The following is an 18,206-nucleotide window of genomic DNA, read 5'->3' on the forward strand; positions in this document are numbered from 1 at the left end:
AGACGGTACATGAGGCGTGTACCAATCGGTACGCTCGCGTCGTGATGAAGAGGGAGCAAGAAACGGAAGAGGGCAACGAGAGAGACGCGGACGGGAACGGCGGCAACGGGGGGCGGCGTGCCCAACTCGTCGACGCCGCCGTCGATTACGTCGCGGCGCACGGCATCGCGGACCTCAGCCTGCGCGCCCTGGGCGCCGGGATCGGTGTCAGCCACCGCATGCTGATCCACCATTTCGGCTCCAAGGAACAGCTGCTCGTCGAGATCGTCCGGGCATCGGAGCAGCGGCGGCGGGAGTTGCTGTCCCGGCTTCGCCTGGATCCTGCACTCGCACCCGCCGACGCCGCCCGGCTCTTGTGGCGGCAGCTGGCCGACCCTCAACTGGCCCCTCAGGAAAGGCTCTTCTTCGAGATCTACGGGCATGCGCTGCGGGGCCGTCCCGAGGCCGCCCCGTTCCTGGAGGGGCTCGTGAAGGACTGGCTGGAGCCTCTTGTGGCCGCCGAGCTCGCCGCGGGGGTGGACCCTGACGTGGCGCGCAGCCGTGCCCGGCTGGGGCTCGCCACCGTCCGGGGGCTGCTCCTCGACCTGCTCGCCACCGGGGACCGTGCCGGGGTCGACGCGGCGATGGAGGAGTTCCTGCGGCTGTACTACGGCTCGACGGCGTGACGGGGCCCGGCTAGTCCTGCTTGTCGTTCTCGGTATCTGTCTTGTCGTTCTCGGTCTCTGCGGGCTGCGTGTTCAACAGCACGGCGATCACCAGCACCGGTTCGGTCCCGGCGTTGCGCCATGCGTGCCGGGTGCCGCGCTGCACGAGGGTGTCGCCGGGGCGGAGCTTGACGCTGCCGGTGTCGAACTCGCAGGTCAACTCGCCGTCCACGATGTAGAGAAGGTCGACCGTCGTGGTGGAGTGGAAGCCCTCGGCGTCGAGTTCGACCCGCGGGCTGTTGCCGGTGACCTCGCGGATGTTGCCGCCGGCGCCGTAGAGCGGCTTCATGACCGCATCCGGCGGTATGCGGTCGACCTGGAAGATGAAGCCGCCCGGCGGGCCCGACAGGTCGAAGGGCAGCGCGGACGCGTCGACCGTGGCGACCAAGTCGTTGAGCGAGTCGAACTTCCCGTGCCACACCAGACCTTCGGGGACCTCGACGTCGCTCTCCACCTTCGAGTTGCCGTCACCGTCGTGGCCGGTCACCACTCGCCTCACCGGCATGTCAGGACCTCCGATTCGCTCCGCGGGGTGGCTGTGTGGGCGCGACGGGCACCGTGGCCCTCGCACGTGTCAGCCAACACCCGGGCGCGCGGCGGGGACCACCGAGGATCGCGCAGTTGAACGGGCATCGGCGAGCCGCCCCGGCATCAGCGGCTCAGGAGAGGACCTTGCCCGGGTTGAGCACCCCGTGCGGGTCGAGGGCCTGCTTGACCGCGCGGTGCATCGCCATCACCTCCGGCGTGATCTCCGCGGCCAGGCCCGGCCTCTTCAGCAGGCCCACGCCGTGCTCCCCGGTGACCGTCCCGCCCAGTGCGATGGCGTCGGCGATGATGTCGTCGAAGGCCGCCTGGGCGCGGGCCTTCGCCACCTCGTCGCCGGGCGGCGTGATCAGCAGGGGGTGCAGGTTTCCGTCCCCGGCGTGGGCGATGTTCGCGATGACGACGTCGTGGCGGACCGCGGCCTTCTCGATCCGCCCGAGCATCTCCGGGACGTGTTCCTTGGGTACGCAGACGTCCTCGGTCAGCACCGGGCCCAGGCGTTCGAGGGCCGGATAGGCGAGGCGGCGGGCCGCGAACAGGGCGTCGGCCTCCTGTTCGTCGGTGGAGCGCTCCGCCCATGTCGCGCCCGCCCCGCGGAAGCACTCCACCATCCGCTCGGCCGCCTTGGAACCCGTATCGCCCGGGTCGTCCAGGCGGCCGAGCAGGACGACGTCCGCGTCCACCGAGAGGCCCATGTTCTTCCACGCGTCGACCGCGCGCAGGCAGTGGCGGTCGACCAGTTCGAGCGCCGAGGGGGTCAGTCCGGCGGCCCCGACGGCGCGCACGGCGGCTCCGGCGTCGGTGACGGAGGAGAAGAATCCGGCGACCGTGACGGCGGGGCCGGGCAGCGGGCGCAGCCGGACGGTCACCTCCGTGACGATGCCGAGCGTGCCTTCGGAGCCGACGACGAGACCGGCCAGGTCGTAGCCCGCGACGCCCTTCGCGGTCCTGCGGCCGAGGCGCACGACCTCGCCGAGGCCGTTGACCAGTTCGAGTTCGAGGACGTAGTCGCGGGTGACGCCGTACTTGACGCAGCACACGCCTCCGGCGTTGGTGGCCACGTTGCCGCCGATGGTCGACCAGGGGGAGCTCGCCGGGTCGGGCGGGTACCACAGGCCGTGTTCGGCCGCGGCCGCGCGCAAGTGGTCGTTGACGACGCCGGGTTGGACGACCGCGAGCCGTTCGAGCGGGTTCACCTCGAGGATCCGGTCCATCCCGTCGAGCGCCACGACGACCTGCCCGTCGGCCGCGTTGGCGCCGCCGGAGAGCCCGGTTCCCGCGCCCCGCGCCACGACCGGGGTGCGGTGCCGGACGCAGGCGCGGACGACGTGCGCGACGTCCTGCGCGGACGCGGCCCGCACCACGGCAGCGGGGCGCCCGTACGGCGCCCAGGCGGCCTGGTCGTGGCTGAACCCCTCGACGCTGTCCGGGTCGGTGATGACCTGGTGGGCGGGGAGGTTCTCCAGGATCGCGCTGACGACGGGGGCGCTCATGATCATTGGTCCTCTCGGGTGGGCTCGGCCTGGGCGGTGGTGGCTGGAGCAGGGGGCGCTGGAGCGCTCGTGCCGGGGACAGTGCCCGCCGGGGCGGCGGTGGCTCGGCGGGGCGCGGCGCCTCTGTGTCCTCGGCTCACCGGCCGCCGCCCTCCGGCCCGGCACCGGCCACGCCGGGTGCTCCGCCGCTGCCGACCGCCCAGGCCAGCATCGCCTCCGGCTCGGCCTGCGCGGCGCGGTGGAAGGCCCGGTCGTACGCCGGGTCGCCGAGCAGCCGGCGGGCGGTGCGTTCGCCGTGGTCGCGCAGGGGGGCGATCTCGGGGGTGCCGCGCCGGGGGTGGCCGACGTTCTGCCAGAACCGGTGTCCCGCCCCGTAGGCCAGGGCCGCGTCCTCGCCCTTTCCGTCACCCGCGAGGGCCGCCGACAGGATGTCCAGGCCCAGGGCGACGCCGAAGCTGTCACCGATCTCGCGTTTGGAGGTGAGCATGGAGCGGGCGTGCCGCGTGGCGTCGGTGTGCTGTCCCTCCAGGAGTGCGATGACGGCGAGTTGGTAGTCCGCGTACGAGCGGGTCCAGTGCTCGCCGTCGGCCCGGCACTCCTGGCGCAGGAGCCGGGCCTCCCGGGCCGCCTCGGTGAGTGAGCCGAGCGCGGTGAGGGCGAAGACGTGGACGAGGCGGCACAGGAGGGTGGCGCCCCGGGGTGCGTCCGGGGTGGCGAGCGCGGTGACGGCCTCCATGAGGGCCCGTTCGGGGCGGCCGTCGAGGAGGTCGGTGAGGCCGTACAAGTAGGCGCCCTTGAGGAGGTGTTCGCGGTTGTTGGCCTGGGCGGCCTCGTCGCGGCAGGCCGCGGCCAGCCGAAGGCCCGGCTCGTGCTCGCCCTGCAGGATGTGGGAGAGCCCGAGGGCCCACAGCGCGCGTGCCCGCACCGGCCCGGTGGCGCTGCTGGCCTCCAGGGCGCGGCTCAGGAAGGCCCGCGCCTCGTGCAGATGGCCGCAGCACACCCAGAAGAAGCCCGTCAGACCGGCGAGTTCGAGAGCGTCGTCGGGGCGGTGTGCGAGCAGGTGCTCCAGCGCGGCGCACACGTCGAGGTGGAACTCGCGCAGGGTGCGGTACCAGGACGCCTGGTGGGGTCCGGCCCACTGGGCGTCGGCCAGGCGGGCCAGCTCCAGGTAGTGGTCGGCGTGCCGGTCGGCCCCCCGCGGTCCTTCGCCCAGCGCCTCCAGCCACCACTGCCCGTACTCGCGCAGGGTGTCGAGCATCCGGTAGCGGTCGCGCTCCAGGGTGAGGACGGACTTGTCGACGAGTGCGGCGATGGCCCGCCGCGCCCCGTACGGCGTCAGCGGGCTGTCCGTGCAGACGGCCGTGGCCGCGTCCCCGTCGAAGCGTCCGCGCAGCACGGACAGGCGGGCCCAGGCGAGCCGCTCCTCGGGTGCGCACAGCTCGTGGCTCCAGCCGACCGTCGTGCGCAGCGTGTGGTGCCAGGCCGGGGCCCATTCCTGCGGCGGCCCCGTCAGGTCCAGCCGGGTGTGGGCGCGGCGCACGCTCTCGCGCAGGTCGCGGGTGCGCAGCTGGGCGGCGGCCAATTCCAGGGCGAGGGGCACTCCTTCGAGGTCGGCGCAGACCTTCCGGGCCAGCGCCAGGTCGGCGTCGCCGCGCAGCGGATGCCCGGCGGTGGCCGCGCGGTCGGCGAAGAGCTCGACGGCCTCACGGTCCACCGGCAGCGGATCGACGCGGATGATGTGCTCGCCCGGAAGGTGCAGGGGTTCGCGGCTGGTGGTCAGGACCGTCAGCCGTGGGCAGCCGTCGACGAGTTCGGCCAGCAGCCGGCGGCAGCCGTCGACCACGTGCTCGCAGGAGTCGAGCACGAGCAGCAGGCGCTGGCCGCCGATCCCGTCGGACAGCGCCTGGGCGGGCAGGCGCGCGGTGTGGTCGGCCAGGTCGCAGGCGTCCGCCACCGCCGCCGCAAGGAGCACGTCGTCCTGGAGCGGCCACAGGTCCGCCCAGCAGACCCGCTCGGCACCGGAGGGGAGCCCGGCCTGGACGCTCTGCCGTGCCAGCCGTGATTTGCCGACGCCTCCCGCCCCGGTGAGCGTCACCACGCGGTGCTCTTCAAGTGCCTGTGCCACACAGGCCAGTTCGGTACGGCGTCCCACGAACAGGTCGGGCTCGTCATGCATCGCTTTCACCACGCGTCCAGTGTGCCGATCGCGCTGCGGCGCGTGGCAAGTCGTGTGAGAAGCGTTGACAGTCTCATACGGCGAGGCAAACCTAGGGTGCCGTGTCTGCAACTCTTGAACTAACTAGCTCAAGTTGAGACTTGAGCTCTGCAATTTCCTGAGAACAGTTCGCCCTGTACCTCACCCGCAAGAACTGCACCCCACCCCCAGGAAGCAGAGGAACCCCCATGAGATGGAAACCGGGCAAGCGGCTGACCGCCGCCGCGCTCACCGCGGGACTGATGACCATCGGGCTCCTGCCCGCCACCGCGCACGCCGCGTCCGCGCACGCCCACGCCGCCCCCGCACGACCGGCCCCGGCGGCTGCGCCCGCCAGACCGGCCCCCGTACCGGACGCGGCCCAGGCCACCAACCTCGCACCGGGCAAGCCGATCGACGCCTCCTCCACCACGCAGAACTACGTCGCGGGCAACGCCAACGACAAGAGCACCAGCACCTATTGGGAGTCGAGCGGTCATCCCTCGACGCTCACGGTGAAGCTCGGAGCCGACGCCGACCTCGAATCGGTCGTCGTCAAGCTCAACCCCGACGCGGCCTGGTCAAAGCGCACCCAGAGCATCGAGGTGCTGGGGCGCGCGCAGAACGCCGACGGCTTCACCTCCCTGAAGGCGCGGGACACCTACACCTTCGACCCCTCGTCGAACCAGAACTCGGTGACCATCCCCGTCAACGGACGGTACTCCGACATTCAGCTGAAAATTTTCGACAACAGCTCCGGATACGGGGCCCAGGTCGCCGAGTTCCAGGTCATGGGCACCCCGGCGCCCAACCCGGACCTCACCCTGACCGACCTCACCTGGCAGCCCGACGACCCCACCGAGAGTGATGACGTCAAGGTCAACGCCACGGTGCGCAACGCGGGTTCGGCGGCGGCACGGGCCACGACGGTGAAGGTCAGCCTGGACGGCACCGTCGTCGGCAGCGCCCCGGTCGCGGGCCTGGACGCCGGAGCGAGCGCGACCGTTCCCGTCACCATCGGCAAGCGCAAGCAGGGCAGTTACACCGTGTCCGCGGTGGTCGATCCCGACGACACGGTCCCCGAGCAGGACAACGACAACAACAGCCGCATCGCCGACAAGAAATTGACGGTCGGCCAGACACCGGGACCGGACCTGGAGGTCACCGGCATCACCTCCAACCCGGCCAGCCCGGCGGTCGGTTCGGAGGTCACCTTCGCCGTCAAGGTGCACAACCGCGGCACCACCGCCGTGGGCGCCGGCTCGGTCACCCGCCTCACCGTGGGCGACACCACCCTGAACGGCACCGCGCCCGCCATCCCCGCGGGTGACACCGCCACCGTCGACATCGGCGGCAGCTGGAAGGCGACCAGCGGCGGCGCCACCCTCACGGCCACCGCCGACGCCACCAGTACGGTCCCCGAGACCAACGAGGACAACAACGTCTTCGCCCGCTCCATCGTCGTCGGCCGCGGCGCCGCCGTGCCCTACACCGAGTACGAGGCGGAGGACGCCAAGTACGACGGCACGCTCCTGGAGAGCGACGCCCAGCGCACCTTCGGGCACACCAACTTCGCCACCGAGTCCTCGGGCCGCAAGTCCGTGCGCCTCAACTCCACCGGCCAGTACGTGGAATTCACCTCCACCAGCGCCGCCAACTCCCTGGTCGTGCGCAACTCCATACCCGACGCCCCGGGCGGCGGCGGCCAGGAGAAGACCCTCAGCCTCTACGCCGACGGAACCTTCGTACAGAAGGTGACCCTCTCCTCCAAGCACAGCTGGCTGTACGGGAACACCGACCAGCCCGAGGGCCTGACGAACCGGCCGGGCGGTGACGCACGGCGCCTGTTCGACGAGTCGCACGCGCTGCTCGACCAGACCTATCCCCAGGGCACCAAGTTCCGGCTGCAGCGCGACGCCGGAGACGACGCCGCCTTCTACATCGTCGACCTGGTCGACCTGGAGCAGGTGGCCCCGCCGAAGGACAAGCCCGCCGAGTGCACTTCGATCACCGAGTACGGCGCCATCCCCAACGACGGCATCGACGACACCACCGCGATCCAGAAGGCCGTCACCGCCGACCAGAACGGCGACATCTCCTGCGTGTGGATCCCGGCCGGGCAGTGGCGCCAGGAACAGAAGATCCTCACCGACGACCCGCTCAACCGAGGCGACTACAACCAGGTCGGCATCCGCGACGTCACCGTCCGCGGCGCGGGCATGTGGCACTCGCAGCTCTACACCCTGACCCCGCCCCAGGACGCGGGCGGCATCAACCACCCGCACGAGGGAAATTTCGGCTTCGACATCGACGACAACACCAAGATCTCCGACATCGCCATCTTCGGCTCGGGCACCATCCGCGGCGGCGACGGCAACCAAGAGGGCGGCATCGGACTCAACGGCCGCTTCGGCAAGAACACCAAGATCAGCAACGTGTGGATCGAGCACGCCAACGTGGGCGCCTGGGTCGGCCGGGACTACAGCAACATCCCCGAACTGTGGGGCCCCGGCGACGGCCTGGAGTTCAGCGGCGTCCGCATCCGCAACACCTACGCGGACGGCGTGAACTTCACCAACGGCACCCGCAACTCCACCGTCTACAACTCCTCGTTCCGCAACACGGGCGACGACGCGCTCGCGGTGTGGGCCAACAAGTACGTCAAGGACCCCGCGACCGACATCGGCCACGACAACACCTTCCGCAACAACACCATCCAGCTGCCCTGGCGCGCCAACGGACTGGCGGTCTACGGCGGTTACGGAAACAAGATCGAGAACAACCTCGTCCACGACACCATGAACTACCCCGGCATCATGCTCGCCACCGACCACGACCCGCTGCCCTTCTCCGGCCAGACCCTGATCGCCAACAACGGCCTCTACCGCACGGGCGGCGCCTTCTGGAACGAGGACCAGGAGTTCGGCGCCATCACCCTGTTCGCCCAGGGACAGGACATCCCCGGCGTCACGATCCGCGACACCGACATCCACGACTCGACCTACGACGGCATCCAGTTCAAGACGGGTGGCGGCGCCATGCCGGACGTGAAGATCAGCGACGTGACGATCTCCAGGTCCACCAACGGCTCCGGCATCCTCGCCATGAGCGGGGCCCGCGGCAGCGCGACGCTCACCGGCGTGAAGATCAGCGACTCCCGCGACGGCGACATCCTCACCGAACCGGGCTCACAGTTCGTCATCCACGGCGGCAGCACGAAGTCCGGCGCCACCGCACCACCGAAGCGACGCGAGCGGTAACGCTCCCACCCCTGGCCTCCCCGCCAGGCCGCCCGGACCTCATGGAGGTCCGGGCGGCGCGCTCGGCACCGCGGGAGTGACGGCGGCCCGGGTGACATCGCCGACCAACTCGACCACGTCCGGACCGTACGCCTCTGAGTCGACGACCTTGAGCAGCTGACAGAACGGCGCGTCCTTGTACGTCTTCGCCAACTGCACGTGCCGACGCGCCAGATAGCGGGCCGCGGCGTGATTGGCGTTGGAGTGCTGACCGCAGATCAGGAAGACCGGCCGCCCGCCTCCGCCCTCGTCCCGGCTGAACAGCCGGGCCAGCAGGACATGTTCGACACGCCCCTTGTCCATCCGGTACTGCTGGCCGCCGACAGTGAAGGCTCCGAGTCGAGGACCTGTCGTGTCCGCCGTGTTCATGGAGAAGCCCGGGAGCAGATTGCGCAGATGCGCGGCCATCCGCTGATTCGACACGGGGCCGCCGATGCAGAACTCGGTCGTCTCGCCCAGACCCCGGCGCGCCGTGTCGTGGGCGACGATCTCCGCCCTCGCCCCGCACTCCTTGATGAGCATGGAGATTTCAAGCAGCGCGAACACGTCACGCCGCGCGACCGTCCAACGCGGCTCCCCGGCCTTGCCGTTGACGACCAGGAGGCATTCCGTGTCCGCCGGGAGCCCGAAGAAGCGCTGCTTGCGCCCCAGGGCACGGCGCCACAGAGAGGTGCGCGTGAACCACCCGAGGCCCGCGCTGATCCCGGTCGCCACCAGGCCGAGCAGGATGTTGCGCACGTCGTCGTTCATGGAAGTTGATCGTAATGATGTGCGGGCTCCGCCAGGCCCCCGCCCAAGGGGACAGGGCTGAACGGCCCGGCCGAACGGACCGGGACAGGGGTCCGACGGGCCCTGCCTCGGGTGCGGCCCGACCGGGAACGCTGCCGACGGGAGAGACGGCGCGCGGGAACGGGGGAGCGGATGAGCTGCTGGCCGCCTTGCTCGGAATGGTGCGAGTGTGTCGACGGTGGGTGCAGGCCCGCGCCGCTCAAGGCCAATGCCCTGCGCATCCGTACCGGCGACGGCCGGTATCTGAGGGCCATCAACGGGCCTACCGCATACGTCGGTTACCTCGGGCCGACCTCCGAACAGCCGGGCCCCTGGGACACGTTCCTCATCGACGAGCCGACGACGTGGCCGGTGCGCAGCGGCGATCAGATGGTGCTGCGCGCCGTCGACGACACCTGGCGGCCGCTGCCGGACGTCCTCGTGCGCATCGACCACGGCGTGCTGTTCCTTCCCAAGAAGAGCAAGAAGGATCCGCAGCTCGTGCGGTACCAGTTCGGTGGCCCCGACCGCTCCGTCCTGGTGACGTCCCCGCTCTCCGAGGGATACCCCGCCTACCGGCCCGGCGACCCCCTCGAGTGGACGTTCACCATCACCAAGATCGAGGGCGGCAACCCGGCCCCGGCGGGCACGCCGATCGGCAGCGGGGACCAGGCGACGTTCACCTTCCGTACGCACAACGCGGCCCAGCCGACGCGGAGTTGGCGGCTGCGCGACGACACCAGCCCCCGCCGCGTCGACGGCGACGCGGCGCCCGGCGCGGCGGCGGCCACCGTCTTCACCGTCGAGTTCAATGAGGTCCGGCCCGACCTGGGCTGGCGGCCGTCCACCGAAACGCCCTGCCGCAGCTGCGCGGGCGTCACCGCGGTGGTCCTGAGCAACGCCACGGGGCGGCCCGTCGCGGACGCGCACGTCACCGCCCTGGCGCCGAGCGTGCCGTTCGCCGGTGACACACCGCCCGCGCCGTCCGACGGCCGCGCCCGGCTCACCGCGGTCGTCGAGGGAGCCGAGCGCGACTGCGTACCCGCCGGACCCCTGCAACTGCGCGCCACAGCCGACCGCTTCCAGACCAAGACCGTCACCGCCCAGGTCCCCGACCGGGGCTCCGTCGACGTGCCCGTCGGCCTGGACTGCACCATGGTCACCGGGCGGGTCACTGACACCGCGGGCAGCCCCATGCCCGGCGAGTGGGTCTACCTCACCGACCTGCAGGGCAACGCGCTCCTCGACCTGGACGGCAATCCGTACCAGACGAGGACAGACCTGAGCGGGCGCTTCCAGTTCGCCTGCGTGCCGCACCGGCAGCTGAAGGTGTCCACCGACCAGGACCCCAGCTCCGACCGCGTCGTGACGATCGGGCCCGAAGGCAAGCACGTCGAGATCGTCGTGCAGTTCAGCGCGGCCACCGTCGTCGTCCGTGTCCTGGACGCCGACAACGACCAGCCCCTCGACGGCGCCGGCGTGCGCCTGACCACCAGCGACACGGCGGTGCGCACCGCCACCACCGGCGGCACCCCGCCCCAGGCCACCTTCACCGCCGTCCGCCCGGCGGGCGGCGCCACCGTACGGGCGGGCAAGTCCGGCTATCTGCCGAGCACCGTCAGCGCGAGCATCCCGGGCTCCGGCACGCTGACCATCACCATCCGGCTCCGCCGCGACATGGCCGTGCTGGCCCCGGCCGCGTTCATCGTGCAGCTCGACTGGGGCGCCGCCCCGCGCGACCTCGATCTGCACGCCTCCGGTCCCGACAACGCGAACGGGCGCTTCCACTGCCTGTTCACCACCATGCAGCCGGTGCCCTTCGTCCGCCTGGACGTCGACGACCGCGACGCCACCGGCCCCGAGCGCATCACTGTCAGCAAGGTCGCCGGCGCCTTCGTCGCGGGGGAGTACCACTGCTGGATCGACAACTACTCCGGCGAGAAGACATTCACCGACTCCGGTGCCTCGGTGACGCTGCTCAGCCTCGACGCCAACTCCGTGCCCGCACAGCGCGGTCGCTGGGTCGTCACCGATGTCCCCGGCGGCCCGGACCGGCTGTGGTCGGTGGTGGCGTTCACCCTCGACGCTCAGGGACAGCTGACCGTCGCCCCCGTCATGACGTACCAGCACGGGGACTGGTCCACCCGCCTCTGACGCACGCCTCCGACGCACCCGCCTCCGACGCGCCAGCCTCTGACGCACCGCCACGTCTTGGAGACCGCCCATGCCCGACAACCCGCACCAGGTCACGCTCCAGCGCCTGCTCGAAGGCCACCGGCAGGATCTCGCCGACCTGCGCGAGCAGTCGGCCAGGCTGCGCCGACTGCTCCGCCGCAGGCCGCCCTGGCCCGACGAGCCCAAGCCGGGCCCGTCGCGGTCGGCGCTGGAGAGCGACCTCGCGGACGTCGAGCGGTCGATCGCCAAGCACGTGCGCCTCATCGCGCTCGGCGACGACGCGCACATCGGCGAACTCCTCCAGTCGCTGGCCACCCACCCCGACCTGGCCCGGGAGGCGGCAGCCGACCCGTACGCCTTCGCGACCCGGCACGACATCGATCTGCCCGCGACGACGGACATCACCCTGCTCGTCGTCGACCGCGACATGTCCGCACGGATCCGCAACCTCGACCCCGACATGCCGTTCGAGGCCACGTGGACCCAGGACGGCTTCCAGGCGCCGCCGGACACGGCCTAGTGTCCCGGTCCGGAGATCCTGTCGCAGTAGCGGCAGTAGCGGCAGTAGCGGCAGTAGCGGCAGTAGCGGCAGTAGCGGCAGTAGCGGCAGGTGCGGCAGGTGCGGTCGATGATCTGGTCTGCGGTCTTGGTCCACTTGAAGGGCCCAGCCTGTCCGTTCCAGCTCCGCGAACCACCGCTCGACCTGGTTGATCCAGGACGAGTAGGCCGGGGTGAAGTGCAGGCGGAACCGGGGATGCGCAAGCAGCCACTTGTGCACCACCGGCGCCCTGTGGGCGGAGAGGTTGTCGCAGATCACTGGACCGCCAGGCCGGGATCGGTCTGGCGGTCGATCTCGTCGAGGAAGTCACGGAAATCGACCGCCCGGTGCTGTGCGGAGAGCTTCCCGATCACCTTGCCGGTGGCGGTGTTCAGGGCGGCGAAGAGGTCCACGGTGCCGTGCCGGACTTAGTCGAAGCTGCGGCGCTCAGGGGTACCCGGCACCATCGGCAGCACCGGCGCTGTCCTGGTGGGCGACGCTCCAGCCGGGCGCCGGGGTGGCGAGCGCCCACTGCTCGGCGCCCAACTCGGCCACCAGCCGGTCGAGTTCCTCGCTCTCCTCGCGCAGGTCGTCGAACACGGGCGTCGGATCGGACACGGGACGCTCCCCTCGGGCATGGCAGCGCCGAAGAAAACAAGCGAGTAAGGGTGCTTGCATAATTGTGGCCGTTCGGTGCACGCCCCCCGGGGCGAGGTCTGCGCGGACCCTGTGTCTCAATACACTCGGTGATCGCGCCCATCGCGGCGCACACTCGCATATCGGGGGACGAACGATGAGCAACTGGAACCCGGGCGGACAGCCGCCCCAGGGGCCGCAGCCCTACCAGCCACAGCCACCGCAGCCCTATCCGCCCCAGCCCTACGTGCCGCCACAGCCCCAGCCGCCCTACCCGGGACCGCCGGTGCCGCCGCCGGGCGGGCCGATCACCCGGCTGCGGCGGCGGATCGGACCCATCCACACCGCGCGCAGGGTCTTCACCCCGTCACGGCCGGGCATCGTCTCGGATCCTGAGGTGGCGCGGATGCGGAAGATCAGGACCCTGGTCGGCGTGGGCGCGTTCCTGTGGATGTCCTACGCCTACAAGCTCTCCACCAAGCTCAGCGATGCGGCGGACGAGCAGGTCGACAAGTCGTGGACCAGCGCCCTCGTGCTGGCGGCTACCCTCCCGGTCGTCGTCGGCGTCCTGTACGGCCTGGCCGCTCCGGCGGCGCGACGGGACCTGCTGCGCCGGGCGGGGCGGTGCTTCGGTGCGATCGTGGCCATGATGGCGGCGGCCTCCGTCTTCCCGATCATCGTGCTCTCAGGGCTCTTCGAGGGTGAGGAACCCCTCGTGGAGGGCCACTTCACCGTGACGAAGGGCCTCATGCTCGCGGTCATCCTCTTCGTCCTCTTCTGGGTGACGCCGTTCGTCGTCTGGGGCGTGGGACTCGCCGTCCAGCACGTGTTCCGCACCGCGGACATCCACGAGACGGTGCCGCCGCTGCTGATCATGGCGTTGGCGTGGGGGATGGCACTGATCGACATCTTCACCGGCGCCCACGAGGGCGTGCCGACGGTGATCCGGTACGTGTTCATCCTGGGTGCCCCGCTCTCCGTCACGGCGGTGGGCCTGTGGGAGCTGCACCGGCTGCGCGTGCACTACGGGCTGGGGATGCGGGGACTGCTGATGCGCTAGGAACGGCGCCTCGCAGGACGTACCAGTGATCTGGTTCTGAGGTCGTGGGGTCGCCACATGAGGCGTCCCTTCTTTCAGATTGCGGCGTGCTGCTGCGGCGGGTAGCGCGCTCGCGCTGTGCTGAGGCCGAGCGGCTGACGCTGGGGAGCTAGGCCAAGCGCCGCTCGACCGCCCAGGGACTGGCCGTTCGCGCACGCACCGTGCTGGTGTGCGCAGAGGGCTGGAACAACACCGTGGTCGCCGCGCGACTCGGTGTCGGCAGAGATTCCGGGCGGGGTCCGCACCCTGGAGCAGACGCCACAGGGCGGGACGCACTGGTCGAAGCGGGAGTTGGCCAAGGTCGTGGGGGATCTCGCCGGCGAGCGTGCTGCGGATCTGGCACGCATTCAGCCCGCAGCCGTGGTCGACTGAGACCTTCAAGATCTCACCCGACCCGTTCCTGATCGACAAGATCCGCGATGTCGTCGGCCTCTACCTCGCCCCGCCGGCCAATGCCGTCGACTTCCGCGACTTCCGCGACTTCCTCGACGAGATCGACCGTCAGACCGACAAGAGCCTGGCGGTACACGTCATCTGCGACAACCTCTCCGCCCACCAGGCGCCCGTGTGGATCAAGGTCTGGAACGACGATGCCAGGCCCTTCAGACGGACCAAGACCGCAGACCAGATCATCGACCGCACCTGCCGCTACTGCCGCATCTGCCGCGACTGCGACAGGATCTCCGAACCAGATCACCAGCGCCGCAGACGCAGCGCCTCCGCACCCGCGTACCGGGCGCTGTCGCCCAACTGCTCCTCGATGCGGATGAGTTGGTTGTACTTGGCGGTGCGGTCGGAGCGGGACAGGGATCCGGTCTTGATCTGGCCGCAGCCCGTGGCCACCGCCAGGTCCGCGATCGTCGTGTCCTCCGTCTCGCCCGAGCGGTGCGACATGACGACGGTGTAGCCCGCGCGGTGGGCCGCGTTCACGGTGGCCAGGGACTCCGTCAGGGTGCCGATCTGATTGACCTTCACCAAGACCGAGTTGGCGACACCGGAGGCGATGCCCTCGCGCAGCAGGGTCTCGTTCGTGCAGAACACGTCGTCACCGGTGAGCTGGCAGCGCGCACCGACCCGCGCGGTCAGCTCCTGCCAGCCCGCCAGGTCGTCCTCGGCCATCGGGTCCTCGATCGACACGATGGGGTAGGCGTCGATCAACTTGGCCAGGTAGTCGGCGTTCTCGGCGGGCGTGCGCCGTACGCCTTCCCCCGTGTAGTCGTAGACGCCGTCGCGGAAGAACTCGGACGACGCCGGGTCCATGACCAGGCCGATGTCCGTGCCCGGCCGGTACCCGGTCCGCTCGACGGCGGCCACGACGAAGTCCAGGGCCTCTTCGGCGGTGCGCAGGGAGGGCGCGAAGCCGCCCTCGTCGCCCACGCCCGTGGAGTGCCCGGCGGCGAGGAGGTCGCGGCGCAGGGTGTGGAAGATCTCGGACCCCATCCGCACGGCCTCGGCGAAGGTATCCGCGCCGATCGGGGCGATCATGAACTCCTGGAAGTCCAGCGGATTGTCGGCGTGCGCGCCCCCGTTGACGATGTTCATCATCGGGACGGGCAGCAGCCGGGCGTCGGAGCCGCCGAGGTAGCGGTAGAGAGGCAGGCGGTGGGCGGCGGCCGCGGCCTTGGCGGTGGCCAGGGAGACCCCGAGGATCGCGTTGGCGCCGAGCCGGGACTTGGTGGGGGTGCCGTCCGCGGCGACGAGCGCGGCGTCGAGGCCCGCCTGGTCCTCGGCCTCGCGCCCGGTGACGGCGGCTGCCAGCTCCGTGTTGACGTGGCGCACGGCCTGGTCGACGCCCTTGCCGTGCCAGCGGGCCGGGTCCCCGTCGCGGAGTTCGACGGCCTCGCGGGCGCCGGTCGAGGCGCCGGAGGGGACTGCGGCCCGGCCCAGGGATCCGTCCGCCAGCTCCACGTCCACTTCGACGGTGGGGTTGCCCCTGCTGTCGAGGACGCGGCGGCCGGTGACGGTGGTGATGGCGGTCATGGGAGCCCTTCCCGTTGTCGCATGCGTGCCGGGGTCCGGCTGCGGCGACGGTGGCGCTGAACCCGGCACGGAAAACTCTACAGCAATGCTGTGCAGTTGTGCTGTTTAGCTTTGCTACTCAGTGTTGCTGTACAGTTCTGCTGAACAGCTCGGCTGCGCAGGGCGTCTGAGCAGCAGTGCTGCGTTAAAATCCGGTATGCCCCTGACGACTCCGGAATCCGCCACCGTCGCGGCCGAACTGCGCACCGCGATGGGAAAGCTCACGCGGCGCGTGAAGCTCGAGGACCAGATGCCGCACGGCCAGGTGGCCGTCCTCGGTGCGCTGGACCGCAGCGGCGCGATGACGACCAGCGAGCTGGCGGCCGACCAGCGGGTGCGCCCGCAGTCCATGGCCCGAGCCGTCGGACTCCTCATGGAACAGGGGCTCATCACACGCCGGGCGCACCCCACCGACGGCCGCAAGAGCCTGGTCGAGCTCTCCACCGCGGGGCAGGAGCTCCTGGAGGAGGAGCGGGGGCGCCGGGCGGACTGGCTCGCGCGGGCGATCGAGGCGGAACTGACGGGCGAGGAGCGGGAGTTGCTGGCCCGGGGGATCGGACTGGTGGAGCGGCTCGCGGCGCACTAGGGCCTGTCGTGTGGGCCGAACCCTTGGCCTCGGTCAGGGGGAGAGCCGGCGAAAACCCGCCGGCCAGGTCCTACTCGCCCTGGCGGCGCACCATCTCGTTGATCCACGTGGGTGCGTACGGGGACGTGCAGCCCGGGGGAGTCGGATAGTCCTCGAACACCCGCAGGCGCTCACCGATGGCGAGGGCTCGGGCGCGGTGCTCGGCGTGCTTGACCCCGATCTGGGCCAGGCAGTAGTTCATCGCCCACTGCAGCCGGTCGGGGGCGTCCTTCAGCTCCGCCTCGATGACGTCGAGCAGCCCCGCGAGGTCGAGGCCCTGGGGCTTCTTCAGCACGCGGTCGGTGGTCAGCGCCCAGCCCGCGCTCGCGACGACCGGATCCGGGTCGGCGGTCCACGCCAGGCGCAGCTCCTCGGCGTACGGGCTCTTCTTCGCCACGTTCACGACGAGCCAGTCATGGACCTTGGGCGTGCGCGCCTCGCGCAGCATGCCGTCCAGCTCGTCCCGCCCGAACTCCTTCGGTCGGCAGATCAGGGTCGCGAGGAGTCGTGCCGCGCTGTCGCCTGTCGCCCAGAGTTCCCGGGCGAGGTCCTGCTGCGTCTTGAGCCGCTTGGCGATCGCGCGCAGCTTCGTGAGGTTCACACCGTGATCGTCACCGTGCTTCTCGTTCACCGCGCGTGCCTTCGGGTCCTCGAGCCCGGCCAGCTCGGCCCTCACCTCGGCCAGAGTCGTCTCGGCCACCGCCGCCTCCTGTCCGTCGCGCGGGTCCCTGACATGCGACATCCACCCTAAGCCGGAAGCCGGGACGTGGCCGTCGGGGGCCGACCGCCCGTGCCCGGAGCTTGTACACGGTTTCCGATTCACCTAACCTTCCGGAGTCTCTTCGCCATCCAGCCGGGATAACCGAGGCCCTGTGCCCGAAACCCTCTACCGGGAATCGGGGCCACCGTGGATCTTCGCCTCCTGCTGCTGACCCTCTGTACGTTCGCCGCCGGCCTCGCCGAGGCGATCCTCACCGGCGTCCTGCCCTCGCTCGCCGCCGACCTCGACGTCTCGCTCAGCCTCGCGGGCCAGCTCACCAGCCTGTACTCGCTGAGCTTCGCCGTCGCCGCGCCCCTGCTCGGCTGGCTGACCCGCGGCGCCGACTGCCGCCGCCTCCTGGCGGTCACCCTGGTGGTGTCCGCCGCGTTCAACGCGGGCGCCGCGCTGAGCCCCGGCTACGTTCCGCTGCTGCTGATGCGCATCGGCATGGCCGCCTGCAGCGGGCTGCTGATCATGCAGTCCAGCCTGCTGGCGGTGGAGCTGGCACCGAAGGAACAGCGCGGACGCGCCATCGGGCTGATCTTCATGGGCATCAGCGGTGCGCTGGTGTTCGGCGTCCCGGCCGGTGTGCTGGTCGACGAGTGGTTCGGCTGGCGCTGGATCTTCGCCGCCATCGCCCTGTACTCGCTGCCGCTGGCCGCCCTGCTGCGCTTCGCCCTGCCGCGCCACGCCCTGGACAGCCCGGCCGACGGCGCCGCGTACCGCCGCCAGCTGCGCGACCCGGCCCTGAACCTGGCGCAGTTGGTGTCGATCCTGCTGCTGGGCGGCCACTTCACGCTGTTCGCCTACATCACCCCCTGGTTCGAGCAGGTCGCGGGCATCACCGACAGCCGGAGCATCGCCCTGACCCTGCTGCTGACCGGCGCCGCGGCCATCGGCGGCGGCTACCTCGGCGGCTGGCTCAGCGACCGCATCGGCCACCGCCGCGCGCTGGTGGTGGTCCCGGTGCTGTTCGCCGCAGCCATGCTCGCGATCCCCCTCACCCGCGCCGTCGGGCAACCGTGGCTGCTGCTGGGCGCGTTGATGGTGTGGTCCACCGTCAGCTGGATGATCTCGCCTGCGGTGCAGAGCTATCTGCTGGGCAGCGACCCGGACAGCGGCAGCGCCGGGGTGGCCCTGAACACCTCGGCGATGCACCTGGGCGTGGTCCTCGGCGCGGCGCTGGGCGGTGCGGTGATCAGCCTGGTCGGCATCGACTGGACCCCATGGGTCGGCATCGCCCTGGTCTCGCTGTCGGTGCTCTGCGCCATGGGGTCCCTGTGGCTGCGCCGCGAGCCCGCCCAGTCCCCTCTCGCCCTGGAGGCCACCCACGGCTGACCCATGGCTGACACA

At 70.9% G+C, this 18,206-nt stretch carries 15 protein-coding genes and 2 pseudogenes; 7 read left to right on the forward strand and 10 right to left on the reverse strand.

The genetic code is table 11. The features are described 5' to 3' along the window. Nucleotides 1–44 precede the first annotated feature (44 nt). Complete coding sequence (locus tag ACQB60_RS20365) at nucleotides 45–665, forward strand: TetR family transcriptional regulator (RefSeq protein WP_496927562.1); 621 nt, start codon at nucleotides 45–47, stop codon at nucleotides 663–665. 10 nt (nucleotides 666–675) lie between these two features. Here ACQB60_RS20365 and ACQB60_RS20370 read toward each other — a convergent pair whose 3' ends face one another. From ACQB60_RS20370 to ACQB60_RS20380, 3 genes are all read right to left on the reverse strand, one after another. Continuing rightward, nucleotides 676–1,209 (reverse strand): cupin domain-containing protein, encoded by a 534-nt coding sequence (locus tag ACQB60_RS20370; protein ID WP_496927433.1) that lies wholly within the window; start codon nucleotides 1,207–1,209, stop codon nucleotides 676–678. A 154-nt stretch (nucleotides 1,210–1,363) separates the two neighbouring features. Further along, a complete protein-coding gene (locus tag ACQB60_RS20375) occupies nucleotides 1,364–2,746 on the reverse strand; it encodes an FAD-binding oxidoreductase (protein WP_496927434.1) in 1,383 nt (460 codons plus the stop codon). A 130-nt stretch (nucleotides 2,747–2,876) separates the two neighbouring features. Then, complete coding sequence (locus ACQB60_RS20380) at nucleotides 2,877–4,928, reverse strand: ATP-binding protein (protein ID WP_496927435.1); 2,052 nt, start codon at nucleotides 4,926–4,928, stop codon at nucleotides 2,877–2,879. A gap of 215 nt (nucleotides 4,929–5,143) precedes the next feature. On the opposite strand from ACQB60_RS20380, the gene ACQB60_RS20385 reads away from it, so the two are divergent. After that, nucleotides 5,144–8,194, forward strand: coding sequence for a CARDB domain-containing protein (locus tag ACQB60_RS20385; RefSeq protein ID WP_496927436.1), 3,051 nt, complete (start codon nucleotides 5,144–5,146; stop codon nucleotides 8,192–8,194). 39 nt (nucleotides 8,195–8,233) lie between these two features. Here ACQB60_RS20385 and ACQB60_RS20390 read toward each other — a convergent pair whose 3' ends face one another. After that, nucleotides 8,234–8,983 carry a hypothetical protein gene (locus tag ACQB60_RS20390; RefSeq protein WP_496927437.1) on the reverse strand — a complete coding sequence of 250 codons (750 nt, stop codon included), beginning with the start codon at nucleotides 8,981–8,983 and terminating at the stop codon, nucleotides 8,234–8,236. 171 nt (nucleotides 8,984–9,154) lie between these two features. Here ACQB60_RS20390 and ACQB60_RS20395 point away from each other — a divergent pair, with 171 nt between their 5' ends. Next, nucleotides 9,155–11,155 (forward strand): hypothetical protein, encoded by a 2,001-nt coding sequence (locus tag ACQB60_RS20395; protein ID WP_496927438.1) that lies wholly within the window; start codon nucleotides 9,155–9,157, stop codon nucleotides 11,153–11,155. 70 nt (nucleotides 11,156–11,225) lie between these two features. Beyond that, nucleotides 11,226–11,696, forward strand: a complete 471-nt coding sequence (locus ACQB60_RS20400) for a hypothetical protein (protein ID WP_496927569.1) — start codon at nucleotides 11,226–11,228, stop codon at nucleotides 11,694–11,696. Nucleotides 11,697–11,909: 213 nt separating this feature from the next. On the opposite strand, the pseudogene ACQB60_RS20405 reads toward ACQB60_RS20400, so the two are convergent. From ACQB60_RS20405 to ACQB60_RS20415, 3 genes and pseudogenes are all read right to left on the reverse strand, one after another. After that, a pseudogene (locus ACQB60_RS20405) lies at nucleotides 11,910–11,993 on the reverse strand (hypothetical protein); the annotation flags it as partial. Next, nucleotides 11,990–12,127 carry a hypothetical protein gene (locus ACQB60_RS20410; protein ID WP_496927439.1) on the reverse strand — a complete coding sequence of 46 codons (138 nt, stop codon included), beginning with the start codon at nucleotides 12,125–12,127 and terminating at the stop codon, nucleotides 11,990–11,992. The gene ACQB60_RS20410 and the pseudogene ACQB60_RS20405, both read right to left, overlap by 4 nt. A gap of 73 nt (nucleotides 12,128–12,200) precedes the next feature. Next, nucleotides 12,201–12,332, reverse strand: a pseudogene (locus tag ACQB60_RS20415) (maleylpyruvate isomerase N-terminal domain-containing protein); the annotation flags it as partial. Nucleotides 12,333–12,507: 175 nt separating this feature from the next. Between ACQB60_RS20415 and ACQB60_RS20420 the strand changes: the two are divergent. Further along, nucleotides 12,508–13,410 (forward strand): hypothetical protein, encoded by a 903-nt coding sequence (locus ACQB60_RS20420; RefSeq protein WP_496927440.1) that lies wholly within the window; start codon nucleotides 12,508–12,510, stop codon nucleotides 13,408–13,410. A 424-nt stretch (nucleotides 13,411–13,834) separates the two neighbouring features. Here the strand turns inward: ACQB60_RS20420 and ACQB60_RS20425 are convergent, their stop codons facing one another. Together ACQB60_RS20425 and eno are read right to left on the reverse strand one after the other, a co-directional pair. Then, nucleotides 13,835–14,146, reverse strand: coding sequence for a hypothetical protein (locus ACQB60_RS20425; protein WP_496927441.1), 312 nt, complete (start codon nucleotides 14,144–14,146; stop codon nucleotides 13,835–13,837). After that, the gene (gene eno, locus ACQB60_RS20430; protein WP_496927442.1) at nucleotides 14,143–15,429 is read right to left on the reverse strand and encodes a phosphopyruvate hydratase; all 1,287 of its coding nucleotides are present in this window, start codon (nucleotides 15,427–15,429) and stop codon (nucleotides 14,143–14,145) included. The genes ACQB60_RS20425 and eno overlap by 4 nt, the downstream gene beginning before the upstream one ends. Before the next feature lie 196 nt (nucleotides 15,430–15,625). Between eno and ACQB60_RS20435 the strand changes: the two genes are divergently transcribed. Continuing rightward, nucleotides 15,626–16,054 (forward strand): MarR family winged helix-turn-helix transcriptional regulator, encoded by a 429-nt coding sequence (locus tag ACQB60_RS20435; protein WP_496927443.1) that lies wholly within the window; start codon nucleotides 15,626–15,628, stop codon nucleotides 16,052–16,054. 70 nt (nucleotides 16,055–16,124) lie between these two features. Here the strand turns inward: ACQB60_RS20435 and ACQB60_RS20440 are convergent, their stop codons facing one another. Next, nucleotides 16,125–16,793 (reverse strand): DNA alkylation repair protein, encoded by a 669-nt coding sequence (locus ACQB60_RS20440; RefSeq protein WP_496927444.1) that lies wholly within the window; start codon nucleotides 16,791–16,793, stop codon nucleotides 16,125–16,127. Nucleotides 16,794–17,000: 207 nt separating this feature from the next. Between ACQB60_RS20440 and ACQB60_RS20445 the strand changes: the two genes are divergently transcribed. Then, complete coding sequence (locus tag ACQB60_RS20445; protein ID WP_496927445.1) at nucleotides 17,001–18,191, forward strand: MFS transporter; 1,191 nt, start codon at nucleotides 17,001–17,003, stop codon at nucleotides 18,189–18,191. Nucleotides 18,192–18,206: the final 15 nt, after the last annotated feature.

It is taken from the genome of Streptomyces odontotermitis, assembly GCF_050510915.1.
Lineage (GTDB): Bacteria > Actinomycetota > Actinomycetes > Streptomycetales > Streptomycetaceae > Streptomyces.

Coding starts and splice junctions, on each gene's coding strand:
- ACQB60_RS20365 (WP_496927562.1), top strand. CDS start 45: ATGAAGAGGGAGCAAGAAACGGAAGAGGGCAACGAGAGAGACGCGGAC.
- ACQB60_RS20370 (WP_496927433.1), bottom strand. CDS start 1,209: ATGCCGGTGAGGCGAGTGGTGACCGGCCACGACGGTGACGGCAACTCG.
- ACQB60_RS20375 (WP_496927434.1), bottom strand. CDS start 2,746: ATGATCATGAGCGCCCCCGTCGTCAGCGCGATCCTGGAGAACCTCCCC.
- ACQB60_RS20385 (WP_496927436.1), top strand. CDS start 5,144: ATGAGATGGAAACCGGGCAAGCGGCTGACCGCCGCCGCGCTCACCGCG.
- ACQB60_RS20390 (WP_496927437.1), bottom strand. CDS start 8,983: ATGAACGACGACGTGCGCAACATCCTGCTCGGCCTGGTGGCGACCGGG.
- ACQB60_RS20395 (WP_496927438.1), top strand. CDS start 9,155: ATGAGCTGCTGGCCGCCTTGCTCGGAATGGTGCGAGTGTGTCGACGGT.
- ACQB60_RS20400 (WP_496927569.1), top strand. CDS start 11,226: ATGCCCGACAACCCGCACCAGGTCACGCTCCAGCGCCTGCTCGAAGGC.
- ACQB60_RS20420 (WP_496927440.1), top strand. CDS start 12,508: ATGAGCAACTGGAACCCGGGCGGACAGCCGCCCCAGGGGCCGCAGCCC.
- eno (WP_496927442.1), bottom strand. CDS start 15,429: ATGACCGCCATCACCACCGTCACCGGCCGCCGCGTCCTCGACAGCAGG.
- ACQB60_RS20435 (WP_496927443.1), top strand. CDS start 15,626: ATGCCCCTGACGACTCCGGAATCCGCCACCGTCGCGGCCGAACTGCGC.